This window comes from Natrinema pellirubrum DSM 15624 (assembly GCF_000230735.2).
Classification (GTDB): domain Archaea; phylum Halobacteriota; class Halobacteria; order Halobacteriales; family Natrialbaceae; genus Natrinema; species Natrinema pellirubrum.
This window is the reverse complement of the sequence record NC_019963.1, coordinates 121,957-144,382: the sequence shown is the minus strand read 5'-3', so window position 1 is coordinate 144,382 and position 22,426 is coordinate 121,957. Positions and strand designations below refer to the sequence as shown.

The window sequence follows — 22,426 nt, the reverse complement described above, 5'->3', positions numbered from 1 at the left end:
GTTAGGCTGCCTGTGGTGACCACGTGTTCAATCGGTAGATCATTCGGAGTACGTCCAGTACAATCACGATCTCAACTAGGACGTCGAGATACGACGGGGGGTTCATCACGGACATGAGGGCGCCGACCACGAGAGCGGCGATACTGACGCGGAGAACGGTGTTCCCCGCTATGTCCTGTACCACGTTGTCTGGGACGGAAGAAGATTCGTCGTAGCCTGCGAGGAGAAACAGCCACCCGCGGAACTTGATCAGGACGCCGAGGATCAGTAGGAGGATTCCGGCGGCGAGCCATGGCAACGCGCCAGAGGAGAACTCGATCATTGTTCGACACCTCGGTCAGGAGTTATCTCGAAGGTAGTGATCACACCGAACAATCCCGTTGTCGTTTCCTTGACTGAGAGTCCTGCCGATTCGACAACCTCGCGTGGTTCTTGCGTCCAGCGGCAGCCGCTCTGCGCATAGTGAGCATCGGCACGCCAATCTTGAAATCGAGCAATCGGCCCCACGTCACTCCGGCCGTGTTCGACGAGGTGGATCGTCCCGTCCGGCTTGCAGATTCGGTTCATTTCCCGTAGTGCAGCAATCGGGTCGGGGAACGTGCACGTAGACAGCGCGGAGATTACTGTATCGAAACTGTTGTCGGGGAATTCCAGACCCTGTGCGTTCATCTCTCGAAGGGTTCCTTCCATGCCTAACTTGGTGAGGCGCTTCTCAGCGTTTGCCAGCATCTCCGGGCTGATGTCGATCCCGACGAGCTCGACTGTCTCGGGCAGATACCGGAAGTTCGTACCGATACCGCATGCGACATCTAATACTTTTCCGTCAACATCGCCGAATTGTGCTTGCCGGTAGCGGCCGATGAAGAGACGGTCGAGCCATTCAAACCGATGCATTCGGTCAGCGTACTCGGCGTACGATTCCTCTATCTCCGAGACCGACATCGGTCGGTTCGATGCGGGATCGGTATCGTTTCCATGAGGTTGGTGATTGGAAGTCATCTATTTCGATTTCTCAACTGGAATTAGTGTTGTCGGCTGTCAGTTCGCAGTACTGTCTGAGGAACGTTTTGCGGTCGGTTCGGCCGGCGTTGGCCGCCATGAGCGTTTCCTCCAGCCCGTCGCGGTTCTGGTGACAGCAATCCTGATGACAGGGCTTACAGAGGTACTCGAACTCCTTTCCTTCGCGGCTCCAGCGGTCGCCGTATTTGTCGTACTCACGGGCGTCCTCGCGGGCGACTGTCTCGCCGCAGGCAATGCAGGTCACCTGTTGGAGGGCGTCGGTCCCCAACAGTATCGAGGCAGTCATCGTCACCGGTCCACCTCCCCCATGATGGTGTCGAGACTCCCTAAAGTTGCAACGAGGTCAGCAACGAACTCGCCGTTCGCCATCGCTGGAAGCGCCGACAGGTTCGAGAACGACGGCCCGCGGATCTTGAACCGTGCGGGAGTTTCGGTGCCGTCGGCGCGGATGTAGATACCGAGTTCCCCCTTGGCTCCCTCAACGGCTCTGTAGCACTCGCCGGACGGCTTCAGTGTCCGCGGAACGTTAGCCTGACACGTGCGTTCTTCTCTTGGCCAGTCTTCGAGGAGGTCGACGCACTGTTCGACGATGGATGCCGATTCTTCGATCTCCCGCAGTCGAACGAGTACGCGAGCGAAGTTGTCACACCCGTCCTCAGTGACGACGTCCCACTCCAGCCGGTCGTAGTAGCCGTAAGAGTCGTCTCGTCTGAGATCGTAGTCGATGCCGGAGCCGCGAGCGACTGGGCCCGTGCAACCGTACTGCTTTGCAACCTCCGGCAGTAACTTACCGGTGTCGACACAGCGGACCTGGAGGACTTCATTGCTCGTCAGCAGGTCGTGATACTCGTCGAGCTTCTGTGGAAGATCGTCGATGAAAGAGCGCACGTTATCAAAGAACTCCTCGCGGGGTTCGGGGATGTCCCAGACGACGCCGCCGACCCGGAAGTAGTTGAACATCATCCGTTGGCCGGTGAGGTCTTCTAAGAGGTCCTGAACGATTTCCCGGTCTCGGAAACCGTACATAAAGGTAGCGTTGAACTCGCCACTGACGTCTAGTGCATACATCGCAGTGAATAGCAAGTGCGAGAGGATGCGTGACAGCTCGGCGCTCATCGTCCGGATGACCTGCGCGTACTCGGGAACTTCGATATCGGCTAGGTCCTCGATGACGCGGGCGTAGGCCCACTCGTTGAGCAGGCCCGCCCCACCCCAATCCCATCGGTCGGGGTACGGCATAATCTGGTGGCGGTAGGTACCCTTCTGGCACATCTGTTCCTCACACCGATGGATATACCCGATATCCGGCTCGACATTGGCCACCTGTTCGCCGTCGAGAACTACCTCAAGGTGAAGCACGCCGTGGGTGGACGGATGGTGGGGCCCGATGTTGAGGAACATCGTGTCTCCCTGCTGAGTATCATCTTGAATAGGGTTGGCGTGCTCGCGCAGCGTCACGATCTGCGGCTGGGTCTGATCGTAGTCGTTCTGGAGTGGGTGCCCCTGCCACGTCTCCGGGAGCAGAATGCGCCGGAGGTTAGGATGGTCTTCGTACTCGATACCCACGAGGTCGTAGGCCTCCCGTTCGTGCCACTCCGCTGTCCGGTAGACCGGCGCAGCGGACTCGCTGACTGGGTTGTCCTTCGTCGTCGGAACGATGACCGATAACTCACGCGCCCGGTCATCGTAGCTGGTAAGGTGATACACTGTCTCGAAGCGGTCGTCGTACTCCTGGGCGGTTACACACGAGCAGTGGTCAAACCCGACTTCCGAGCGAAGCGTCGAGAGTGCCTTCTGGACGTGATCGGCTCGAATCACGAGCGCGGGGGCGTTCTGGTGTGAGTCACGGTTGACGATGACATCCTCGGGGAGGGCTGTGATCGCCTCGTCCACGAGTCGGTTGGCGGTCGAGGACTGTTGCTGTTGCATCGTCCTTCGGCTGTCAGTTCTCAGTATAGTTCCGTAGCCACGCTGCCTCACTAGTGGTGTGATTTAAACCTCGATCACCGAGGTATTTTACTGCGCGCAGTTTTGGTTGACGCTATGCGATACCTCACCGCGTTAGTCAAACCAGATGGAGGGGCGGCATTCCATCCACTCGGAGAGGAGCTGACGGATGACCAGTCGATCAGGCGGCGGGCTATCCATCATCTTGAGCTTCTTGATGATGATACTGTCCTCCTGTTTGCCGAGGCAAGCGGCAGTAAGGAACGGTACAAACAGATTATGGAGGATTCATCGTATGTCCTCAGTTATCTTACTGCGGGCGAAGATCGGTGGATGGCTGTGAGCCAATTCGAACCGACAGAAGCGGTTCACCGATCCCTTAAACTGCAACAGGAATCGCTGCTGGTGATCGAGACTCCGATTCATTTCACGTCCGAGAATCATCTTAAAGTCACCTACCTTGGAACTGACGAAACGTTCAGTAAATTATACGAATACGCCGAGGAGATGGATCAACTCACGTTTGAAGTCCTTGGGATGGGTGATTATGAGTCTGACAAATCATCACTCAATAGGATGATTACACCGAGGCAGGAAGAAGTGCTTGAGGCAGCCGTTGATCTAGGATATTATCGTGAACCCCGCCAAGCGTCGCTCGAAGACATCAGCGAGATTGTTGGGATTTCTCCCGGAACAGTCGGTGAGCACCTTCGGAAAGCTGAAGAACGCGTGTTCAGCGAACTCGTTCACTAATTTTGGTCTTCTCTCACTAATCGTAGCGTCGGTGAGATCCCTACCGTACAGTAGACAGAAGCTTCGAGGTATATAAGCAGCCACACCGATGCGGCAGTCCTCGTATTCAGCTTTGTCGCGTATTTCCCTTCACGGGAACACGATGTCTACGACGAAACCCAGACCCATAACTACAGAGACGGTTAAAAAGACTGATGCATCGTTGCTCAGTGGGCACGATGTCGAATCGACCTATCGTAACATCAACGGCGTGCAGTTACACGTCGTCACTGCCGGTGATTCCGACGCACCTCTAGTTGTCCTTCTGCACGGACATCCCGATTTCTGGTACGGCTGGCGTGATCAGATCCATCCGCTCGTTGAGGCCGGCTTTCGTGTGGTTGTTCCGGATCAGCGAGGCTGTAATCTGAGCGACGCACCTGATGAGGTTGATGCCTATCGACAATCGAAATTAGTCGCTGACGTGCGCGAATTGATTCACAGCGAGGGACGCGACTCGGCCCACGTAGTCGGACACGATTTCGGCGGGTTCATCGCTTGGAACGTGGCACTCCGCCATCCATCTGTCGTTGACCATCTTTCAATTCTAAACGTACCACATCCAACGGTGTATCGAGAGACCTTACGGTCTAGCCTCGAACAAATCGTCCGGAGCTGGTACGTCTGGTTCTATCAGGTACCGAAGCTCCCCGAGTGGATGCTGCGTCGGAACGATATGGCCAATATGGTTGACTCGCTTGAAATAACTTCGAACAAAGGAACATTCGACGAAGAAACGATTAACCGCTACAAGGCGGCTTGGCAGCATTCAGGTATTGAGCCGAGGATTAACTGGTATCGTGGATTCCGTCGGTCGGAACGCTCATCACGCGACACCGTTACCCAGCCGATGCTGATTTGTTGGGGAGAAGATGACATCGCACTTCGTCCCTCGATGGCCGAAAAAAGCCTTGACTACTGTGAAGACGGTCAGTTAGAGATGTTTCCTGACGCATCACATTGGGTACATCATGAGCGTGAAGAGGTTACTGATGCGCTAGTCCGTCATCTCACGAGGAATAACAGACTCGAATCAACCGAGTCGGTGAAACCGCACTATTAGTCTCCGACGGGAGCGACAATCGCTCTGTTGGCGAAGTCGTTCTCGATCACAAAGCAATTTGAGAACCGTATGCATTGAAACTACCAGCCTCAACTTTGGCATCTCCGAGTTTCGATTTCTGAATATTAGCGAAGCTCAATACAGATTACGTCGAAACAGAAGAGTGACCGATTGTTACTGAGAGCCACGAATCCGCCGTTGAGCTCGAGAATCCAGTACCTGCTGGGCATAGAGTGAATCCTCTCGGTCGCTTTCCGCAACCCATTCAAACGCTTGGCGAGAAATTTGTTTCATCAGTAGCTCACCGTTTTCGATTTTCCACCCAAACGGTTCTTTAGGGTCTAACCCGCGCTCTCGAAGTATTTCACCGTCCACACGTAGAGCCATTACGAGGTCGTCCCCGTATTCAGCTGCTTGTTCCGGGCTCAGCACCAAGTTATCAAGGAATCCATCGCTGTTCGGCTTGGGCGTCATCCACTCGACAGTCCACTCATCTCCGACCTGATTGGAAGGCATACCTCTAGAATAGTCGTTGCTCGATAAAATTGACAGGGGGAACAAAGGGTCGTATCAGAACGAGGTGTTTGCGCTCAGAGCAGACCATTGCCAGGACAACAGAGAACAATACCCGTTTTAATCGATAAGTCCGATTGGTCCAGTATGGATTACGTGGATGAGCCGCCGGAAACAGAAAATCCTGTAATGGTGATTCGGGTAACAGCGAAATGTACCCTCTGCGAAACCGCTGAGCGGTGTGATTCACCTGGCGAAGCAAAAGAGTGGGCGAGAGATCATCAACATCCTCGAGACTTTATTGATTACCGTCGAACCTGGGCCGAGCGGTGACCAATTCGACACCTCGGCCCTCAGATTACGCCTCCGAGTGCGAGGATGCCAAGCAGTAGTACAACTGCAGTAACTACTCCACCAGTCGTGAGGACCTTGTTCTCCATCGCCTTCTCGTGAAGCGGCATGTCGGCGTACTCCTCGCGGAACGCCTCGAGATTCTCCTCGTCGTAGAAGTACTTCGTCTTCAGCGCGAACCGTTCCGTCACCGCACACCCCGTACAGACCGGCTCGCCTTCCAGCCGCTCCGTTTTGATGTGGCTGGAGCAGGCGATTGCCCCGCAGTTCGGACAGTAGGTGTACGTCTCGTCGCCGCCGCTCGTGTCACAGTGGACGCACTGATAGATGCCGTCCTCGGCGGTTACTCGTGACGGCCCTGCCGCGTAGTACTCGTAGGGGTAGGTGTACTCCTGGAGCTCGGTCGTCTGTCGAACCTCGGGGAGGTACACTGGTTCGATCGATTGGACGGAGATGTCCGAGCGGTTCGGCTCGCAGGTTTTGTTGTACGTGACGTTGTTGTCGCCGGTGTAGGTCACCGTCGTTGTGTGGTGCTGCTGGAGTCGCTCGACGGCCCACTCCTTGTACTCCGTTTGGGTCTGCCCGAACCGCCGCTCCTCGACGGCGTCGAACACCTCTCCAAACTGCTCGGCATCGAGGTCGACCGTCGCGTGAAGGTTCTCGGTGACCAGCGTCGCGACGTCTTCGTCGACGACCTGCGGCTGCCCGCGTTCGGCGTGGGCAACGAATCGGGTCCGGTCGTTGATCCGGTGGATGACGCCCACCGACGTCTCAAAGACGGCGTTCGTGTCCGCGGTGACCGCGACCACCGGGCGGAACGTCACCGATGAGTGCGGATCTGGGAGGTCGGCAGCCTCGATGTTCTCGATGTCGCGGAACGCCTCCGCGACGGCCATGTCGACGTCGGCGGCCGGGTCGTACGGGCGTAGGGTCTCGTCACAGAGAATCTCGATGCGCCCGTTGTAGAGGTCGAGGCCGATCTCGTCGGCGATATCCCGGAGGTCTTCGCCGTCGAGCAGCTCGATTGGGTGTGGGTCGTCGTTTTGCTGGAGGCGGTCGGCGTACTCCTGAGCAGGGTTCGTGAACCGGCCGGTCGTGACGACCATCCCGCGTTTGGGGCCGTCGAAGTCGAACGTCGCGATCGCCGAGTGGAGCTTCTGGACGACCGGCCGTCCGACCGTCCCCGTGTGCTTGCATTCGACGATAATCGCGCGCCGCGTGCCGTCGACGACCTCCTCCATGATGACGTCGCGACCCTCGTCAGCCGTGCGGTCGGCCTGGCGGACGTTCTCGTAGCCGAGATTGCGGAACACGTCCTCCATCACGTCCTCGAACTCGAACCCCGAGAGATCGTCCAGTACAGCCATCCTCAATTATGTGGACAGTACGTTGCAACTGCCAAATACGTTGCCGAAAGTAAGATAAGGGTGTCAAGGTTAGAGCGTCGCATTGTGGAGAGCGGCGAAGGCTGTAAGCCACGATCTGGCTGAGCTGGCGGTACTCTGATAGGGAAATCGGTGGTAGAAGCGTCTGGTTCGGTATGTGAAGATCCCGAACCACGCTTCGATGAGCGACCGATTTCCCCACGTTTCACGCTCGTATTCGCAGTCTAAGAGTTCGAGCGGCCAGTCGTACCACGGGCCGCGGTCGGTCCGCACCAGCGGGCGACCGCGGCACCGTTCGAGGACATCCTTCAAAAACAGAAGCGCATCGAGGCTCGATCGGCCGGGAGAGACTTCGACGGCAAGCTCTTTCAGCGTCTCACAATCGACTGCCGGCCAGACGTAGTGCTCGTCGCCGTCGATCTCGATTTTCGTCTCATCGACGGCGACTTCTCGTCGATCCCGGCAGCCGGGCTCGAAGAGGTCCTTCAACCGATAAAACCACTGCCTGATCGCCTCGTACGAGCGATCAACGAACGGTTCGATTCGCCGGTATGAGAGGACAGCATGGTACAAAAACGCCGCGAGGACACGCCGCTTCGTCGGCGTGTCCTCACGGGAAAATACTTCCTGCTGACGAGCCTTCTCAACTATGCGGTCGAGGATCCTCAGCTCACCAACTTACCCTTGCTCGGGCGCTTCCTTCACGCTAAGGTTGACATCCTTCCGGTGAGGGAACCACTGCGATTTAGAGGGTCTTCCGAATCACCTCGTTCACCATATCGATGGCAGCGTCGACATCCGCAGCACCGTCGTCGTTAGTCACGTTTGGATGATGCGCAGAGTATTCAGCGAGCCCGCGCGCCCGGAGAATCGTTCGTAATTCGAGTTGAGAGATGTCTGGATGATACTCCCGTTCTTCGGCTGCCATCTCCTGAATACTGTACAATAGGTTCTGGCGAAGCGTCTGGAACGAGATCGTCTCTGCCGACGACATCTTCCGGGCGAATATCGCGACGTCGTAGTCGATTTTCGTCACATCACCGGGATTTTCGACATCCATTAGCGGAATTGTGCCTCGGATCTGGAACCCAGTTTGCACGAGAATTGTGGCAATATCTCGCCATGCACTTTCCTGACCGATGTGGAACAGACAAACGAGATCACCATCAGCCCTCAGGGTGCGATAAATTTCGTCGAGGCCATTTCGAAGTGCTTGGCGATAGTACGCCTGATCTTTCCCACGGTGTTCGTTGATCGCAATCTCTCGGAGCTTCGGGACGTGGGTCGACGAAAACTCGGAATAGCGATCACTCAGGACCTCGCGAAGCCAGACGTAGTGGAAATCGTGGAGTTCACCGTGTTGCACCGCGTCGTAGTATGGCGGGTCGATGACTGCACAATCCACGCTTTTGGTCTCGATATCGAGTTGATCAACACTCGACACAGCCAACTGCTTGATCCGCTCGGTGCGGAGGGCTTCCTCTGGAAGTTGGATTTCGTCTCTATCGCCCGTAGGTGTCCGTAGTGTTTCGGAGGGAGACTCGAGGTATGTTTTGGCGGCCACATACCGGTCGTACGCCCTCCTCAAGGATCCCTTCCACTCGTCGACGAGTGGGTTTGCTTCGACCGTTTCGACGGGGATGCTGTGCCTGAACGTTCGGAATATGGTCTGGACAGAATCCCTTCTCGTGTCCCACCTGGCGTGAATATTGTTGTAGTGCAGCGTCGCCACGACGAGCGTTACGATCGTTTCTGCCACTTCTCGAGGCTCTTGTTCGTCTGCGAGTTTGAGTAGTCGTCCGAGGGCGATGCGTTGGCGCTCGGTGAAAAGTTGCTGATACTGTTCGTACCCGTAGTCCAGTAAGCGGCCCGTCGTCTTCCCTTCCTGGATTTTCGAGGTCGGGAGTGGGAGCGTTCCGAGTGATTCGCGATACTCAGACTGCGCCTCTGCCAGAGCTGTGGTATCTGTGTCGTTCAGCTCTCGATACCGGCGATTTCCATCACCGTCCTCGTAGAACACAGCGTATCGTTGATACGATGGTGTTCGATCCTGACTGTCGAAATACTCCCGCAGGTCGGTTTGAACTCCACAGTTACACTCAAACGTCCCACGCTGACAGTTTCCGTCTTCTGGGACGAACGATTTCTGACAACACTCACAAGTTACCTGTTCAGATCGATCTGCCGACGTCCGCAAAATCCGATCGTCACAGTCTATATTGGGGCAGAGATAGACCGACTCCCCCTGGTCGTTGTTCGACAATTCAAATTGGGTGTGGAGCTCTAGTGTGTCGCCACAGTCCGGACAATCAACTGTGAGTGCCATGAGATAGGCAAGAACAGTTTCCTCAGCAGGCGCGTCGAAATACGGACCTACCTCGTCCGCTGCCGCTTCGAGGAAGGAATTGAACGTCTCGTCGAAATCTGCTGGTCCGTGGACTGTCTGGCGAACCACCCACCACAGAACTGGATTGTAGTCGAATCCGACGGTATCGACACCCAGACGTGCCCCTTCGATTACTGTCGGCCCAGCCCCCATCGTCGGATCCATGACGAGCGAGTCTGACTCCGTGAGCGGAGACGCTTCGACGTAATCACCGTGCCACTCACCGTCGCGATACTCAAGGAGATCGCTGGCCGTCGTATCTTCATCTGAGAGTGTCGCTAAGAGAAGAAACCGCAGGAGTGTTCCGCCGCGGTTCCCGAACGTCCGGAACCAACTGTATGCAGGACGGTGATGGTGAGGGGCGTATAGTTCGAATTCGGCTGCCGAACGCATCTCCTCCAACGGTAGCTTCTGCCACGGATCCATTGTCCCCGTCCTCTGCCTGACAGCCGAAAAATCTTTCATTTACCGGGGAAAGAGGGAGGGTGTGTCTGGACTCACCGACCGATGTGGGTATACTATCGAAGCTGACGATGTCGGTGAGTACAGTCGAACTGTGGGCAGTTGCTGTTGGCGACCAGTAACAGGCGATCGAAATCGCTGTATCTGGCATACTACTCTGGCAGAAAAAGAGGCAGACGAACTTCTAAACCACGTCTCTCCAGGAACAAATCACCTCGGCGGAGCTTTCGTTCAGGATGTGTCGTTTCCAAACGGAGCTGCGATCACCTCAAGTGTATTCATCAACGCTGATCTCCGACAAACAGACTTTAGCAACACTGACCTTCGAGGGACTACGTTCGGTGAGGCAAACTTAGCTGACACTGACTTCACTGAGGCGATTCTGAGGGAGGCGCAGTTTGCGGCGAGTGACCTCTCCGGGGCTTCTCTAACGCAGGCGGATCTGACGGATGCCGATTTGTCGAACGCACTGGCGCCGATGGTCAATCTCACGGGAGCAAACCTCCGAAACGCCGATCTTGCCAACAGTGACCTCCGCCAAGTGACTCTGACGAACGCCCACCTTGAGGGAGCCTCATTTCGCGAGGCGAGATTGTGGGGGGCTGATTTAGCAGACGCCGATCTAACCGTGGTCGCCTTAGCGGGAGCTGATCTTCAGGAATCCACTCTCCGAGGCGCCCGGTTGTCGCAGTGTGAATTGGACAACACCAGTTTTCGTGAGGCAGATCTCTCGGGAGCGATCCTCCAGTCTGCAGCATTAGAGAATGCACGGTTGCAATCGGCGACCCTTCGGGGAGCGACACTCGTTCACTCTGACCTCCGAAGCACGTTCTGCAGACAGACCGATTTCACGGAGTGTGACCTCCGGAATGTAACTGCGGAACGAATGTACGCGCCGGAAGCAGAGTTCGACGGCGCACGTCTTACCGAGGCCAATTTGCGGCAAGCCGAGGTAACGAGTGCCTCGTTCGATGGCGTCGACGCGTCGGGAATCGACGTGACTGAGGCAGATTTGAGCGCGACTGATTGGTCGGATGCAGATCTCTCCGGGGCGACGTTCGATCAGGCAGATCTCTCCGGAGCAACGTTGTCAGGCGCCGATCTTTCGGGGGCGACGTTCAACCAGGCGACACTCAAGGATGCAGACCTTTCAGGTGCCGATTTAACCGACGTCGAATTGTCTGATACGGCGTTGACGGGTGCACTGTTGCGAGAAACGAGACTAGCCCCAGAAACCGCTTGTGGGGCTGATTTTACAGAGGCAGATCTCACTGGAGCCGATATCTCGTCTGGCCAGTTCGACGATTCGACGTTCCACGAAGCCACTCTCTCCGACGTAACAGGGACAGATGCCAGTTTTGTCGGTGCTGATTTGGAGGACGCTGCTCTCGATGCGTGTGATTTGCGCCGGACTGACTTTCGACGTGCTCGTCTCCACGGCGCTTGGTTGCGGGATATTCGACTTGGCGAAGAATCGGATTTCGGCCGCATGTGCTATTACGAAGGGGAGTCGGACAAAGCACTGGAACCGAACCTCACAACTCGCGACCAGCGGCTTTTCGAGCATACCGACGGACAATCGAAGACTGGTGCGATCCGTCACCTCCTCGGGGATGTGTATCCAGGACTGGTGCGATTTACGAATCGAGTTCGTCCCTCTCACCAACTCGAAGACGAGACCGCGGAACTCGACGATGCGATCCGTGTTTACCGAACGTATCAACGACTCTTCAGAGAGAACTCTCTCCCCAGCCTTAGTCGACGATACTACATCCGAGAGCGTCATGCGCAACGAAAGCTCGCCCTCACAGAGAACCAGTTCACGCGCTGGGCGAAGCTTTCGCTGCAGCGGTGGACGATGCTCTACGCGGAGGGAGCGGCACAGGTGGTCCTGACCTCGATGGTGCTCATTTTCGGATTCGCGATTCTGTTACCGTTCGTTGGTTTACAGCGGATCGACGGCCAAGGAGTGGCTATTCCCACATCTGGATTGGAAGCTATCGTGACCGGACGGGATCTCCTCAGTTACAGTATCAAGAACTTTCTCGCGCTCGGTGGCAACGAGTTCGAAGCGATTGGCTGGGGTGAACTCCTCGTGATGGTCGAGGCATTCACGGGAGCGCTCTTACTGGCGTTATTGGTCTTCGTCCTCGGACGCCGGGCGACACGATAGTGACTCGTTCGAGTTAGTGGACCGTACTTAGCGGCCATCCTACTATCGATACTGGATGGAAAACCTGCCACCCACTGCTCTTCCGAACCGGCCAGAGACCGAACTAACATCTAATTTCCGAACACGAACGAGAATACGTATATGGTGTCGATTTCGGGTCGTTAGTGTTTATTGCCCCCGAGAGGGGTGCGGGGAGATTCACTCCCCGTCACCGAGCCATGACCGAAGTAGAGTACCCCTGGCGAGACGAATCGCCCCGTTGTGACCCCTACCGGAAGCAGGAGTTGAGGATGAGGTCGAGAGTTTATAACCCGTTACGGGGAACCGCGGAGGGAGATGACGGAGTGTTGACCGACCATATCTGTGACTACTGTGGCGAGTCCTTTGCGACCTCCAATGAGTTGGGTGGCCACGTAACCGTGGTCCATCGTCGCGACCACCATCTGCTCCCACGGAAATTCTTCGTCGGCCCCGACGGGCAGTTTGACCACGAACAGGCGAATCGAGTCTCGAATCTCGTGACGGTCTGTTCGAAGCATCATCTCATCAGGGAAGACGTCGCCCCGCAGCGATTGGATACGATTGTCGACGCCACACGGCCACCAGAGCGAGGCAGGCCGGAGGGTGTTGCTCTCCCCCTACGAGGGGATGAGGGGTAACCCCTCGTGATTCAAATGCGAGAGACAGACGAGTCTATCCCGACGCCCAATACAGACGGTCTCACGAACAGAGAACGGCTCCTGTGGCACCTCACTAGTGCCTCGCAAGCGCCGAGTCGGCGGAGACAAAAACCCACCTCCGAGGAGCCCTTGCTACGTATCGGAATCTTCCGCCGTCACCACTCGTCGAGTGTCCGCTCTGTGGGAAAGTCGGGCTTCCAGATCGAATCCAAGCTTACAAGTGTCGACAGTCGTAGCGTCGTTTTTTGTGCCTCGATGGGTGGAGATCAGAACGCTTCCCGCCTTCGGAGGATGCTATGAAAGACCCAGAGGAAGCTACGGTCTTCGCAGGCCTCGATGGGCGAACCGAGACTGAACTACCCGAGTGGTACGCCGAGCAACACGGGGGTCCCGAACCAATCAGCTTCAGTGAGGCGATTCGAAACCTCCCACAGGCGGTCGATACAGCAGTCGCATATCGCAACCCGTACAGCGATGAGTGGGTTGAAACAGAGCGATTCAACGCCATCGTCGAGCCGTCGCGATTGCAAGCAGAAGCGGATGGGGACACCGAGGCAGAGTCGCTATTTCACATCCCGACTGACTCGTACGCGATCATCAACCCAGTCGACGTCTACGGGCCGCTGGAGGAGGTCCTCCGCGAGGAGACCATCGACGGGACGCCGCTGGGTGAGGTGATGTTCGGCGAGATTCGGCGCTACCGGGGCGGCGGCGAGGTCCACATGGACATCATGTTCGACGGCCTCGAGGTACGCCTCCCTGACCGGTCGGACCCGATCACGATGGGCGTCACGTCGGGCTACGACTTCTTCGGCGAGCACGCCGTCTACGTGGAGGGGTTCGCTCAGGACGGCTACTGCTCGAACACGATGCGCTCGCTCACCGACAAGGAGGTCATCAAACACGTCGGCGACGTCCGGAACTTCCGCACCTGGTGGGAGGAACTTCTCGCACAGGTCGAACTCGTCGCCGACGATCTCTTCGAGTTCATCCGGGACGCCCAGGACATCGACCTCGACCTCTCGGACCTGCCGTTCACCATCACGGAGTTCTACACCCTACTGGGGTTCCCGGACTACCTGGCCGAGCGTGCCGCCGGCGATGCAGAAGCCAACGCGGCATCTCCCTTCGAGATCGATATGTGGACGCTCCACTCCGGCGCGACGTACGCCCTCACTCACTTCTTCCAGGGGAAAGAAGGGGCGTCCCTCGATCAGTACGTCCGCATCGCCAACGACATCCTGTTCAACCCGGAAGGCACGATCGAGCGCGTCGAGCAAGCGTACGAGCAGCAGTTAGAGGCGGACGGTGACGACGGGTCCCAAGCCTCGTTGGCCGGCGAACGAGCGCTGGCGAGCATCGAGCGCGTCAGTGACGACCTGCAGGAGAAAGTCGAGCAATTCGAAGAACGCGAGGACGCCCTGCGTGAGCGGTTCCAAGAGGCGATGGCCTGACGCCGCGTCGGTGATGTAGTCGCCTGTTCTGTCTTTCTCGCCCTAGAGGGCTGGAGGGCTACCGAGATGGAACAGTCCACGATTAGCGACGGGAGTGACGACGAATTCCCACCTGAGAAGCGTCTTGAAGCACCGAATTACCGATTGGTCAAGGCCGGTATCGCGACGATCCCGGATATGGAAACCCTCAAAGAGTGTGTTGCCTACGAGAACGCCCACCAGAACCGAACGAAGATTCTGCGCCGGCTCAAGTGGAAGGCTGAAGAGCTGCGTGAGGACGAAGATTGAGCTCTGTTCTTAACCAACATTTCCCGCGTGAGCTTCAGTATTGTTGGTTAATAAGCTGTGCTCTGTTTTTCGTACCCCGGAGAGGGTGAGGGCTCCTTCGAGAGACCTCAGAGGTGACTATCAGTGAGTCAACAACAGCGTCCCGACAACGTCTCGATCGACGAGATCCCGGTCGATATCGACAACACGCAATCAGCAGAGGTCGATTCCGCCGACGTCCCCGACGAAATCGAATCTATCACCCGTGGGCTCGCTGATGAGCAGCCGCCGTCGAACCCCTTAGTGGTTCTCAAAGCGGCCCGGTGGTGGTACATTCACGGCAAGGGCGGCACGGATCCCGCCTTCCAGTGGGCCATCGAGTGGGCGCGTCACCTTGCGACCGACACGCCTAGCGACGTCGAGCGGTTCGATGAGTTCCTCGAGTACCTCGTCTCGGTTGGCTTTGCGGACGAACGCCACGAGCTCCGCTGACCGACAGAGCGGTTTTTGAACGCCCCTGAAGGGTGCGGCGCGGTCTGAACAGACGCAGTCGCCGTGAACTTGATTCGGTGAACACAATGGCTACGACTAGTGACTCGTCGGTCTCCTTCGACCAGACCGACACGCGATCAGACGAGATGAACAGTACCATCGAACAGTGGATCGACGACCTCGTCGCCGGCGTCGACGACGCACAGGCCAGCGAAGAGTTCCAAGAGTGGCTCGACGTCCAGAGTCGCTTCCACGACTACTCGTATCGGAACACGCTCCTCATCAAGCGGCAATGTCCCGAGGCGAGCCGGGTTGCGGGCTACCGGACGTGGCAGGAGGAGTTCGACAGGCACGTCACGGAGGGCGAGTCGGCCATCTGGATCTGGGCGCCGATCATCACCAAGCAGTGTCCGGAGTGCGAGAACTCGCCGAGCTACCACGAGGACAGTGACTGTGAGTACGACGAGACACCGCCTGAAAAGTGGTCGGAGGGCCTCGTCGGGTTCAAGCCCGCGCCGGTGTTCGACGTCTCTCAGACCGAAGGCGAACCGCTTCCTGATCTCGATACGGAAGCGACCGGGGACGCCGGCGACCTCGTCGAACAGTTGACTGTCGCCGCTGACGAGCTCGGTGTGACGGTGCGGATCGTTCCAGCCGAGGAGTGGACCCACGGCGAGGCAAAGGGCATCTGCGAGCAGCTGAGCCTCGTCGACGCTCAGCCGCTCGTCGAGGTGCGTGATCGGGAGAACGAGGCCGACCTTGCGCGAACGCTGATCCATGAGTACGCGCACGCCCTGCTCCACTTCGACATCGACGACGACACCGAGCGGTCGAAACGCGAAGTCGAGGCCGAAGCCGTCGCGTACGTTGTCGGGCGCTACTGTGGGTTGGACACCAGCGGGTCGGCGTTCTACCTCGCTGTGTGGGAGTCAGAAGATCCCGAGATTGTTCGCGAGCGCCTCGGACGGATCAGTCGAACGGCAGAAGAACTCATCGACGTCCTCGAGGACAGAGTCTGGCAGCTTTGTTAACCAACAGATAGAGGAATATCTTCAAATTCGTTGGTTAAGTTTTTCAGCGCCCGCCGAGGGGCGGAGACGCATTCTGATCTCCGTTGAATTGAACTGACCCATGAATTAACTAATGAATTCCTCGAAGCTTTCTGGAACATCATCGTCATCCTCCTCATATTCGAATGAATCCGCTTCGAGAACACCGAGGAAAACTGGTCCCTCTTCAGTAACGGTAATCATGTGATCAGCTTCGTTGACGATGATTCGACCGCCTCCTCGAAGTCGATAGACGTATTCGGCGACTGCTTCGACTTCAGGGGTCGTGATGAATTTACGACCGTCAGCAGAATCCTGAAATGGACGGCCCTCGGCGTTGACACTGATAGTTCGACCACGGCGCGGGCCCTCGTATGGATCACCTCGCTCGAGTTCGGAAATGTCGGGTATTTCAGGTGGTTGGTACGACGAAACGTCGGGTTCGAACTCCGGATCGGGTCCAACTAGATCCCCTTTGATCACTTCCTCACCGGTTTCCCATCTGTAGTACTGATGTGTACCTCCAATTTCGGCTTTCCAATCAACCTCCTCGAAAATCCGCTCATCGACGGTATCTCGCGCATATAGGACGTAAAGCGTCGATGGTTCGTCGGGCTCGTTCCCAGTCCGCAAGATGCGTCCAAGTGTCTGGATCCGCTCCCGAACGTTGCCCGATGAGACGCGGATGATTCCGACATCAGCTGACGGGACGTCGACGCCCTCTTTTAATGCCTGAACACTCAACATAACGTTAGCAAATCCGTCATCACGGAACCACTCGATGGCCCAATCGTTCCACTCGTCGTTTCGATGGCCGGAGTGGTACATCACAGGTGCATAGCTCCCGCTGAAAAAGAGGTTCTCGAGATCGCGGTTCACTTCCTCAAGTTCGGTTTCATACTGGTGATAGAGGTTCGCGCGCCCTTGCTCCTTCGAGCCATATTTTCCGGTCTGGGTTTTTTCATCACGTTGATCGTATGGGGCGATCATCTGCTCGAGTTGCTCGATCCGTTCTTGGAAAACGATCGACTTCTTATCTGCCTCGATAGCCGATTCGAGGAGCCGGTGTGTAATCGCCTGTCGAGAGACGGCTTCAGCGATCAACTCACGACGACGCGTCGTGTATTCGAAAAAGTCAGAGATGGCAGGCGTGGCCGAGTTAGAGGACTCCATAATCGTCTGGAGTTTTTGCGGATAGCTGCCCTGTAGTTCTGCCAGACGGTGACTGTGCCGAGCTTCGATGTCCTGAACGGCTGAGGAGACCTTCTTCGAGAACTGATCGTAGGTGTGTCGTTCCGCCGGTGTCAGCTCGAAGCCAACGTAATTGATAGTGAACTCGGATATGAGTCCGCGGTCGATACCCTCTTCATAGCTCAAGCGATAGAATAGTGACCCCAACGCGTCGAGCAGACGCTCATCGTCTTCCGTGAGATCGTCTGATTCAGGATTAATCGTCGAGAGGGGCGTTGCGGAGAGTCCCAGCGTCGCCGAGTTCGGATACTCGAGGACGCGAGAGTGGACGTCACCCGTATAGCGGTGACACTCATCAGCAACGAGGAGGTGGTCATCAGTATTCGCGTCGCGAAGCGACGTCTCAAGGTAGTCGTCTTTGACCGCCGAGTTAACGATGCTGACGAGGATCCGGCAGTCCTCATGCGAGTCTTTATGTCCATCACCGGCCCAGCCGATATCCGAGAGCGGAGCGTTCAACTTATCGACAAACTCCCGAAGCCACTGGTGCATTAGTACCTTTGTCGGAACGACGACGGTAACGACGCCGTCCGGGTGCTTCTGAAGCCACTCGTTGATAGCACCGAGTGCCATTACGGTCTTTCCGGCACCCGTGACCACTTGGGCAATGCCACGTTCGGGCGCGGAATCTCCGTCACTGAACCAGTCGTCGATCGCTTCTCGTTGCCAGTCGAACAGCGAGAAATCAGGTGGCGGGGTGTAGTGATCACGGACCGTATCGACGCGACTCTGAAGATCACGCCTCGAGATCCCCGGACTCGCTGCTGCACGGATTTCGCGTGCTTCGGCTTCGGTTTCGGCAGCAAGAATGTCCCTGAGCGTGTCTTCGTACAATCCGCCGAGCTCCTGTCCCCCGATACCCGGGAATTTCTCCTTGATACGTTCCCGCAACTCGCCGCGAATGTCCTCGTCCTTTTGATAGCTCTCGGAGAGATGTATCTGTGGATTCGCCACGTCGCTCTTTCGAGAAGTCTCGCGGACGTAATCCTCAAGAAACCGGTTGTAGAGCTGTCGGTGGCGGCCCCAGCCACCAGATTCACGGTACATGTAGTACTTCACCAGCGCTTTCTTGATCGTATCGCGTGGGACGTCAACGGACGGGCCGCGATGATGGAACCAGCGCTCGAGTCTGAAGAAGACGTCCGCACGCCGCCAGCGATTTTCGAATGTACTAGATCTGGGGCCAGTCACGTATCCGTCATCGGTTTGACGGAGCGCACCGAGTTGAACGAGTAGTTCCGGATATCCGCGAATACCTGCATCGTTGTATTCGTAATCGAATTGAGCAGTCAGCTGGTCTCTGATTTCTGTACTCGAAAGGGGTTCCTCCGCATGTATCACGACGTAGTGTACTCGACGGAGTCCCTCGATTCCCTCTGGGAAGTTCCCAGCGAGAACCCAGCTCTGTTTGATCCCGCGCCAGAGGAACTCCGCATACTCGATCTCGCCGTTTGCGAATTCGTCCGCGAATTTCCAGATACTTATCTTCCCGTCGACCTCGCGAACGATCCCGAGCCGAATAAACGTAGAGAGGGCCCGCTGCATGTAACTCGAAGAATAGCGGCTTCCGTTAGGCTTCCGGCACTCTTCGCGACAGATGTCTTCGAATTGATCGCGTGTAAGTTCACCGTCATGGCGTCTAGCGACGTTGACGAGCGTCGGTATCCATTCAGGTCCTCGTTCGATACCGAATATCGGAGTCGGAAAGCGTCGTCCCATTAGTCAGTCCAGTTGTCGCGGTTCGATGTGAATCAGTTCTAATCCAGATCCTTCGCTGTATCGGTAAAGTAGTGCTCATCGTTGACGACAGGTTTCGGAATAAGACCCTCGTCGTACTGGCTGAGATGACCGAAATACATTGGAAGAAGCCCGTCAGGCGCAGACTTACTTTCCATTCGTTTCAAACGACGAGTGACGAGCCGTCTCTCCGCATTCGAAGCCGTTTGCTGCCACTCACTGAAGGCTTTACCAATTCGTTCTTGTTCGCTCGCCGGAACGTTCTCACGGTTTATATTCCCCCAGATATGACCATGTTCATTAATGTAGATCAGCCCACCAGGAGGGCGGAATCGTTTGTATATTTCTACGATCTCTGAGTGATCGAACGCTGACTCGAAGTAGTAGTCCTGCCAGCTCCAGCAGAGGGTATCATCGGAAGTCACTGCCCATGTTTCACCGTGTTTGAATGATAGGCCGGACCAGACACTTACGTCTCCCACAGCCTTAGGTGGGGCGGGATCGTTCGAGAACGCCTGAAAGTCGAACATTCCTTCGATCTGTCCAACGTAGACTGGAATATACCCACGGGAGACAGGCGCCTTTCCTCTCTTCCGATAATCAGAATCAGGTATTTTCGTGAGGATTTCGCCTGCAGCTGTCAGCCGAAAACTCCCTAGACCGGCCTCTTTCCCGAGATCACGGAGAGCTTCCTGGAGTCCGTCCGGAACATCCGTTATTGCCTGGATATCACCCATGTGGCTCCATTTCGCGACAGCGCCGTGTTTTCTCGAAGTGACGATGCTGTATTCCGAGCCGCGATATGCAGAAGGCCATGGGTCACCAGGCAAGACAGTTACTTGTCGACCTCCCTCTACGGGAACATCTGTGGGCTGCTGTTCGAGGGCCGCTTGAGTCACTTGTGTACCCATTAGCGGTCCCCCTCCGGCTCATCAAGTCGGTGGTCCTCCACCGAAAGGTCGCTTTCGTCGTACGAACCCATGGCAGCCCACGCCTCGAGGGATGATTCCTCCTTCTCGCTCAATGGATCCGTGAGTCGGGTCGCTTCTTCGATTTCTATCGGACGATCGTCTTCCGATAGCTGTCCGACATAGACCGGTAACATATCGACATTGCCGCGATCGCGTCGGAGCTTGAGGATCCGCTTGACCGGGCGGGGGAGGTCACGGAACTGTTCTTGGACGTCAGGCGGTGATTCCTCAGTCGGGATTTGTGTGAGGACATCACCCGCCGGAGTGATCTGAAAGGACCCGCCATCGGGCCGCAGCTGTCGCAATTCGTCAATAATTCTGTCAGGAAGTGCGTTGACGAACGAGTGCCGGAGTTTCGTCGCTCCGTTCTGCCACCAGAACCGAGTGCCGCTGAACGAATATTTGGCGCCGTCGTAGATACTGGGCCAGAGATCTCCCGGACTCAATCCACGAGGATTGATCGGTACCGCGTGTTCCGGTTTCTCAGGCGGGACAAGTTTTCCATCGAACTCGATATCACAGACATAGATGGTTTCGTAGTCGTTCGAATCACCGTCGGTATCGGTCTCGAGTCGCGAAATGACGGCACCACCCTCTGTAACCCTCATGGCGCCGCCTTTATACTTGATTCCGAGGAAATTCTCGACGAGACGAGTCGGAGTAGGTTCAAGTTTCAATCGATCAGTTCCATTGTAAACTTGCCACCACACCTCTCCGTCCTGATTTGCACTTAGTCCGTATCCTCGGTAATGGTACGGCCACCTGTCCCCGGGAGAGATGCCACCTGTCATATACGGACAATTATATTGAAAGTACTTGGTTCAACCGGCTAACGAATAACTGATGGTTCGATATAGATCAAATCGAGGTCCACATGGTAGATGGTTTTTATTATCGTTTCAGAATTGACCGGGCCCGTGAGAGGAAACTCCCACGTGGACCTGTTTCAGTAGACTCACCTAACCACTCGAAGAATTCGTCCGGCGTTTTGATGATGAGATCTAGCCCCCGCTTTTCGATACGAACGGTCATCGGCGGATCTCGCTTGTACTCGTGGAGTTCGAAGTTCATCGATTCGGGGAACGTGACTTGGAGCGTATCTCCGTCTCTGGTGATCGTCACATCCTCGCGATCGATGAGGTTCCGCCATCGCTCGCGACCCGTATCGTAAGCGTTCTCAGCCGGGTCTTTCGGGAAGTAATTGGGGACCGAACGATCTGCATATTCGTATAGATCCAACATCGCCTCTCGCACTTCGCGGAGTGCATCGGAATCTTCGCCGAGTTCGAGATCTCGATTCAGATACTCGTATCCGAACCACTGATAGAGAGGATTCTCCGTATCGATCAACCGATTGACCTCCGCCTCACCTTGATGTGAGGTCATAAAGTTGACGTCGAATCGCAGAATCTTGGCCCGGTTCCGGAACCACTCACCGGGGCGTTTGTCGTTCGAAATGAACGCGAACATTGGATACGACGTCTCACCGGTCCAGCCGCTCCAGTAGTTACGCAGCGTGTCCAGCGAATTCACCTTCTGCTTGGTGATGTCGTCGACTACAACCGGGAACGACGTATGGACCGACCGTAGATTACGGACCTTCCGTTTGCCGATCTCGTCGGCGTCAACCGGCGCTTCGACTCGGTTTCCGCTAATCAGCGAAAGGGCGAATCGACAGAACGTCCCCTTGCCACCGTTCGACTCGCCGAATACGTAGAGGTACGGTAGGGCTTTATCGAGATTAATACCGTGTCGCTGATAGAACTCCGCTTGTCGATTCGCAAACGGTGCCCAGAAGAACCACAGAAGCGCCTCGTACATGTGTGCTTTCACCGCTGTGGGATTATTGGAATTCCCGTAATCGTCGACGGTCTCAAAGTACGCCTCTATCTCAGCGAGAGCATCGTTAACCTGTTGGGGCTCACCTGGAGGTCGGGTAAGGCGATAGACAGTCCCATCGTAGTGGAATTTGAGTTGGTCTTCCTCTTGGTCGAGATGCATCGTCGGGACGTCGAACACCTGCTGGGCATACCGCTGAAACGCATCAGGCGTCGCCGTCAACGTATCGTTCGAGACGGTCGCATCGAAGTCCGACATCTGCGATAACGTATCGACAGTCGACTCGTCGTATCCTCGCAGCGAGAGCGTGATACGATCCTGCGGCGCATCTTCCAGTCCCGGCTCAGCGTCGTCAGTTTCCGATACAGGGTCGCTCTCTGTTGTCTCGGATTCATCGCTCGATGATTCCTCGTCATGTCCGTCTCCGAGAACGAGATCGACCGTATCGACCTCGGCATCGATGTGATCGGCGAGACGACCGTGGACTTCACCGAGTTCGTCTTGTGTTCCGACCGCACCCTCGGTGAAGAGTTTAATCACTTCCTCTCGATCGTCCTCCGAGTGTTCGATCTGTTCCGTTAGATCCTCGAGGAA

The 22,426-nt window shown here is 56.3% G+C and carries 20 protein-coding genes and 1 pseudogene; 9 read left to right on the top strand and 12 right to left on the bottom strand.

The window, feature by feature from the left end; all coding sequences use genetic code 11:
- Position 1 precedes the first annotated feature (1 nt).
- The 4 genes from NATPE_RS20390 to NATPE_RS20375 are packed head-to-tail and all read right to left on the bottom strand — an operon-like array spanning position 2 to position 2,949.
- Positions 2 to 322: a hypothetical protein gene (locus NATPE_RS20390; protein ID WP_006183356.1), complete on the bottom strand. Its 321-nt coding sequence runs from the start codon at positions 320 to 322 to the stop codon at positions 2 to 4.
- A complete protein-coding gene (locus NATPE_RS20385; protein ID WP_241432794.1) occupies positions 319 to 999 on the bottom strand; it encodes a class I SAM-dependent methyltransferase in 681 nt (226 codons plus the stop codon). The genes NATPE_RS20390 and NATPE_RS20385 overlap by 4 nt, the downstream gene beginning before the upstream one ends.
- Before the next feature lie 13 nt (positions 1,000 to 1,012).
- Entirely contained in the window at positions 1,013 to 1,306 is a 294-nt protein-coding gene (locus NATPE_RS20380; protein ID WP_015299325.1) for a DUF7562 family protein, read from the bottom strand.
- Between the two features lie 2 nt (positions 1,307 to 1,308).
- A complete protein-coding gene (locus NATPE_RS20375) occupies positions 1,309 to 2,949 on the bottom strand; it encodes an NADH-quinone oxidoreductase subunit D-related protein (protein ID WP_006183353.1) in 1,641 nt (546 codons plus the stop codon).
- Positions 2,950 to 3,063: 114 nt separating this feature from the next.
- Between NATPE_RS20375 and NATPE_RS20370 the strand changes: the two genes are divergently transcribed.
- Together NATPE_RS20370 and NATPE_RS21875 are read left to right on the top strand one after the other, a co-directional pair.
- Complete coding sequence (locus NATPE_RS20370; RefSeq protein ID WP_006183352.1) at positions 3,064 to 3,720, top strand: helix-turn-helix domain-containing protein; 657 nt, start codon at positions 3,064 to 3,066, stop codon at positions 3,718 to 3,720.
- Between the two features lie 142 nt (positions 3,721 to 3,862).
- Positions 3,863 to 4,822, top strand: coding sequence for an alpha/beta fold hydrolase (locus NATPE_RS21875; protein WP_081597670.1), 960 nt, complete (start codon positions 3,863 to 3,865; stop codon positions 4,820 to 4,822).
- A gap of 174 nt (positions 4,823 to 4,996) precedes the next feature.
- Here NATPE_RS21875 and NATPE_RS20365 read toward each other — a convergent pair whose 3' ends face one another.
- From NATPE_RS20365 to NATPE_RS20350, 4 genes are all read right to left on the bottom strand, one after another.
- A complete protein-coding gene (locus tag NATPE_RS20365) occupies positions 4,997 to 5,338 on the bottom strand; it encodes a hypothetical protein (RefSeq protein ID WP_006183350.1) in 342 nt (113 codons plus the stop codon).
- A gap of 350 nt (positions 5,339 to 5,688) precedes the next feature.
- The gene (locus tag NATPE_RS20360) at positions 5,689 to 7,053 is read right to left on the bottom strand and encodes a restriction endonuclease (protein WP_006183349.1); all 1,365 of its coding nucleotides are present in this window, start codon (positions 7,051 to 7,053) and stop codon (positions 5,689 to 5,691) included.
- Positions 7,054 to 7,122: 69 nt separating this feature from the next.
- Complete coding sequence (locus tag NATPE_RS20355; protein WP_157557370.1) at positions 7,123 to 7,560, bottom strand: DDE-type integrase/transposase/recombinase; 438 nt, start codon at positions 7,558 to 7,560, stop codon at positions 7,123 to 7,125.
- Positions 7,561 to 7,816: 256 nt separating this feature from the next.
- Positions 7,817 to 9,883, bottom strand: a complete 2,067-nt coding sequence (locus NATPE_RS20350; RefSeq protein WP_015299323.1) for an adenine-specific DNA methylase containing a Zn-ribbon — start codon at positions 9,881 to 9,883, stop codon at positions 7,817 to 7,819.
- Positions 9,884 to 9,944: 61 nt separating this feature from the next.
- Here NATPE_RS20350 and NATPE_RS23510 point away from each other — a divergent pair.
- The 6 genes and pseudogenes from NATPE_RS23510 to NATPE_RS20320 all read left to right on the top strand — a co-directional run.
- Positions 9,945 to 10,778 (top strand): annotated as a pseudogene (locus NATPE_RS23510) (pentapeptide repeat-containing protein); the annotation flags it as partial.
- Positions 10,779 to 10,805: 27 nt separating this feature from the next.
- Positions 10,806 to 12,092: a pentapeptide repeat-containing protein gene (locus NATPE_RS23505; protein ID WP_241432795.1), complete on the top strand. Its 1,287-nt coding sequence runs from the start codon at positions 10,806 to 10,808 to the stop codon at positions 12,090 to 12,092.
- Positions 12,093 to 13,068: 976 nt separating this feature from the next.
- The gene (locus tag NATPE_RS20335) at positions 13,069 to 14,226 is read left to right on the top strand and encodes a hypothetical protein (RefSeq protein ID WP_006183343.1); all 1,158 of its coding nucleotides are present in this window, start codon (positions 13,069 to 13,071) and stop codon (positions 14,224 to 14,226) included.
- A 66-nt stretch (positions 14,227 to 14,292) separates the two neighbouring features.
- On the top strand, positions 14,293 to 14,514 hold the full coding sequence (locus NATPE_RS20330; RefSeq protein WP_006183342.1) for a hypothetical protein: 222 nt from the start codon (positions 14,293 to 14,295) through the stop codon (positions 14,512 to 14,514).
- A 123-nt stretch (positions 14,515 to 14,637) separates the two neighbouring features.
- A complete protein-coding gene (locus tag NATPE_RS20325) occupies positions 14,638 to 14,985 on the top strand; it encodes a hypothetical protein (protein ID WP_006183341.1) in 348 nt (115 codons plus the stop codon).
- A gap of 86 nt (positions 14,986 to 15,071) precedes the next feature.
- Positions 15,072 to 16,016 (top strand): ArdC-like ssDNA-binding domain-containing protein, encoded by a 945-nt coding sequence (locus NATPE_RS20320; protein ID WP_006183340.1) that lies wholly within the window; start codon positions 15,072 to 15,074, stop codon positions 16,014 to 16,016.
- Between the two features lie 105 nt (positions 16,017 to 16,121).
- On the opposite strand, the gene NATPE_RS20315 is transcribed toward NATPE_RS20320, so the two are convergent.
- From NATPE_RS20315 to NATPE_RS23165, 4 genes are all read right to left on the bottom strand, one after another.
- Complete coding sequence (locus NATPE_RS20315) at positions 16,122 to 18,830, bottom strand: DEAD/DEAH box helicase (RefSeq protein ID WP_006183339.1); 2,709 nt, start codon at positions 18,828 to 18,830, stop codon at positions 16,122 to 16,124.
- A gap of 212 nt (positions 18,831 to 19,042) precedes the next feature.
- Entirely contained in the window at positions 19,043 to 19,933 is an 891-nt protein-coding gene (locus NATPE_RS21865; RefSeq protein ID WP_015299322.1) for a hypothetical protein, read from the bottom strand.
- Entirely contained in the window at positions 19,933 to 20,670 is a 738-nt protein-coding gene (locus NATPE_RS20305) for a hypothetical protein (RefSeq protein WP_241432793.1), read from the bottom strand. The genes NATPE_RS21865 and NATPE_RS20305 overlap by 1 nt, the downstream gene beginning before the upstream one ends.
- Before the next feature lie 214 nt (positions 20,671 to 20,884).
- On the bottom strand, positions 20,885 to 22,012 hold the full coding sequence (locus tag NATPE_RS23165) for a hypothetical protein (RefSeq protein ID WP_244880109.1): 1,128 nt from the start codon (positions 22,010 to 22,012) through the stop codon (positions 20,885 to 20,887).
- A gap of 234 nt (positions 22,013 to 22,246) precedes the next feature.
- Between NATPE_RS23165 and NATPE_RS23160 the strand changes: the two genes are divergently transcribed.
- Positions 22,247 to 22,414 (top strand): hypothetical protein, encoded by a 168-nt coding sequence (locus NATPE_RS23160; protein ID WP_244880108.1) that lies wholly within the window; start codon positions 22,247 to 22,249, stop codon positions 22,412 to 22,414.
- The last annotated feature ends 12 nt before the right edge of the window (positions 22,415 to 22,426 follow it).

Bases quoted from the DNA above. Each gene is read 5' to 3' on its own strand.
- NATPE_RS20380 (WP_015299325.1), bottom strand. From the start codon at position 1,306: ATGACTGCCTCGATACTGTTGGGGACCGACGCCCTCCAACAGGTGACC.
- NATPE_RS20375 (WP_006183353.1), bottom strand. From the start codon at position 2,949: ATGCAACAGCAACAGTCCTCGACCGCCAACCGACTCGTGGACGAGGCG.
- NATPE_RS20370 (WP_006183352.1), top strand. From the start codon at position 3,064: ATGCGATACCTCACCGCGTTAGTCAAACCAGATGGAGGGGCGGCATTC.
- NATPE_RS20385 (WP_241432794.1), bottom strand. From the start codon at position 999: ATGACTTCCAATCACCAACCTCATGGAAACGATACCGATCCCGCATCG.
- NATPE_RS20390 (WP_006183356.1), bottom strand. From the start codon at position 322: ATGATCGAGTTCTCCTCTGGCGCGTTGCCATGGCTCGCCGCCGGAATC.
- NATPE_RS21865 (WP_015299322.1), bottom strand. From the start codon at position 19,933: ATGGGTACACAAGTGACTCAAGCGGCCCTCGAACAGCAGCCCACAGAT.
- NATPE_RS23160 (WP_244880108.1), top strand. From the start codon at position 22,247: ATGTCCGTCTCCGAGAACGAGATCGACCGTATCGACCTCGGCATCGAT.
- NATPE_RS20350 (WP_015299323.1), bottom strand. From the start codon at position 9,883: ATGGATCCGTGGCAGAAGCTACCGTTGGAGGAGATGCGTTCGGCAGCC.
- NATPE_RS23505 (WP_241432795.1), top strand. From the start codon at position 10,806: ATGTACGCGCCGGAAGCAGAGTTCGACGGCGCACGTCTTACCGAGGCC.
- NATPE_RS20330 (WP_006183342.1), top strand. From the start codon at position 14,293: ATGGAACAGTCCACGATTAGCGACGGGAGTGACGACGAATTCCCACCT.
- NATPE_RS21875 (WP_081597670.1), top strand. From the start codon at position 3,863: ATGTCTACGACGAAACCCAGACCCATAACTACAGAGACGGTTAAAAAG.
- NATPE_RS20315 (WP_006183339.1), bottom strand. From the start codon at position 18,830: ATGCAGCGGGCCCTCTCTACGTTTATTCGGCTCGGGATCGTTCGCGAG.
- NATPE_RS20335 (WP_006183343.1), top strand. From the start codon at position 13,069: ATGAAAGACCCAGAGGAAGCTACGGTCTTCGCAGGCCTCGATGGGCGA.
- NATPE_RS20365 (WP_006183350.1), bottom strand. From the start codon at position 5,338: ATGCCTTCCAATCAGGTCGGAGATGAGTGGACTGTCGAGTGGATGACG.
- NATPE_RS20320 (WP_006183340.1), top strand. From the start codon at position 15,072: ATGGCTACGACTAGTGACTCGTCGGTCTCCTTCGACCAGACCGACACG.
- NATPE_RS20360 (WP_006183349.1), bottom strand. From the start codon at position 7,053: ATGGCTGTACTGGACGATCTCTCGGGGTTCGAGTTCGAGGACGTGATG.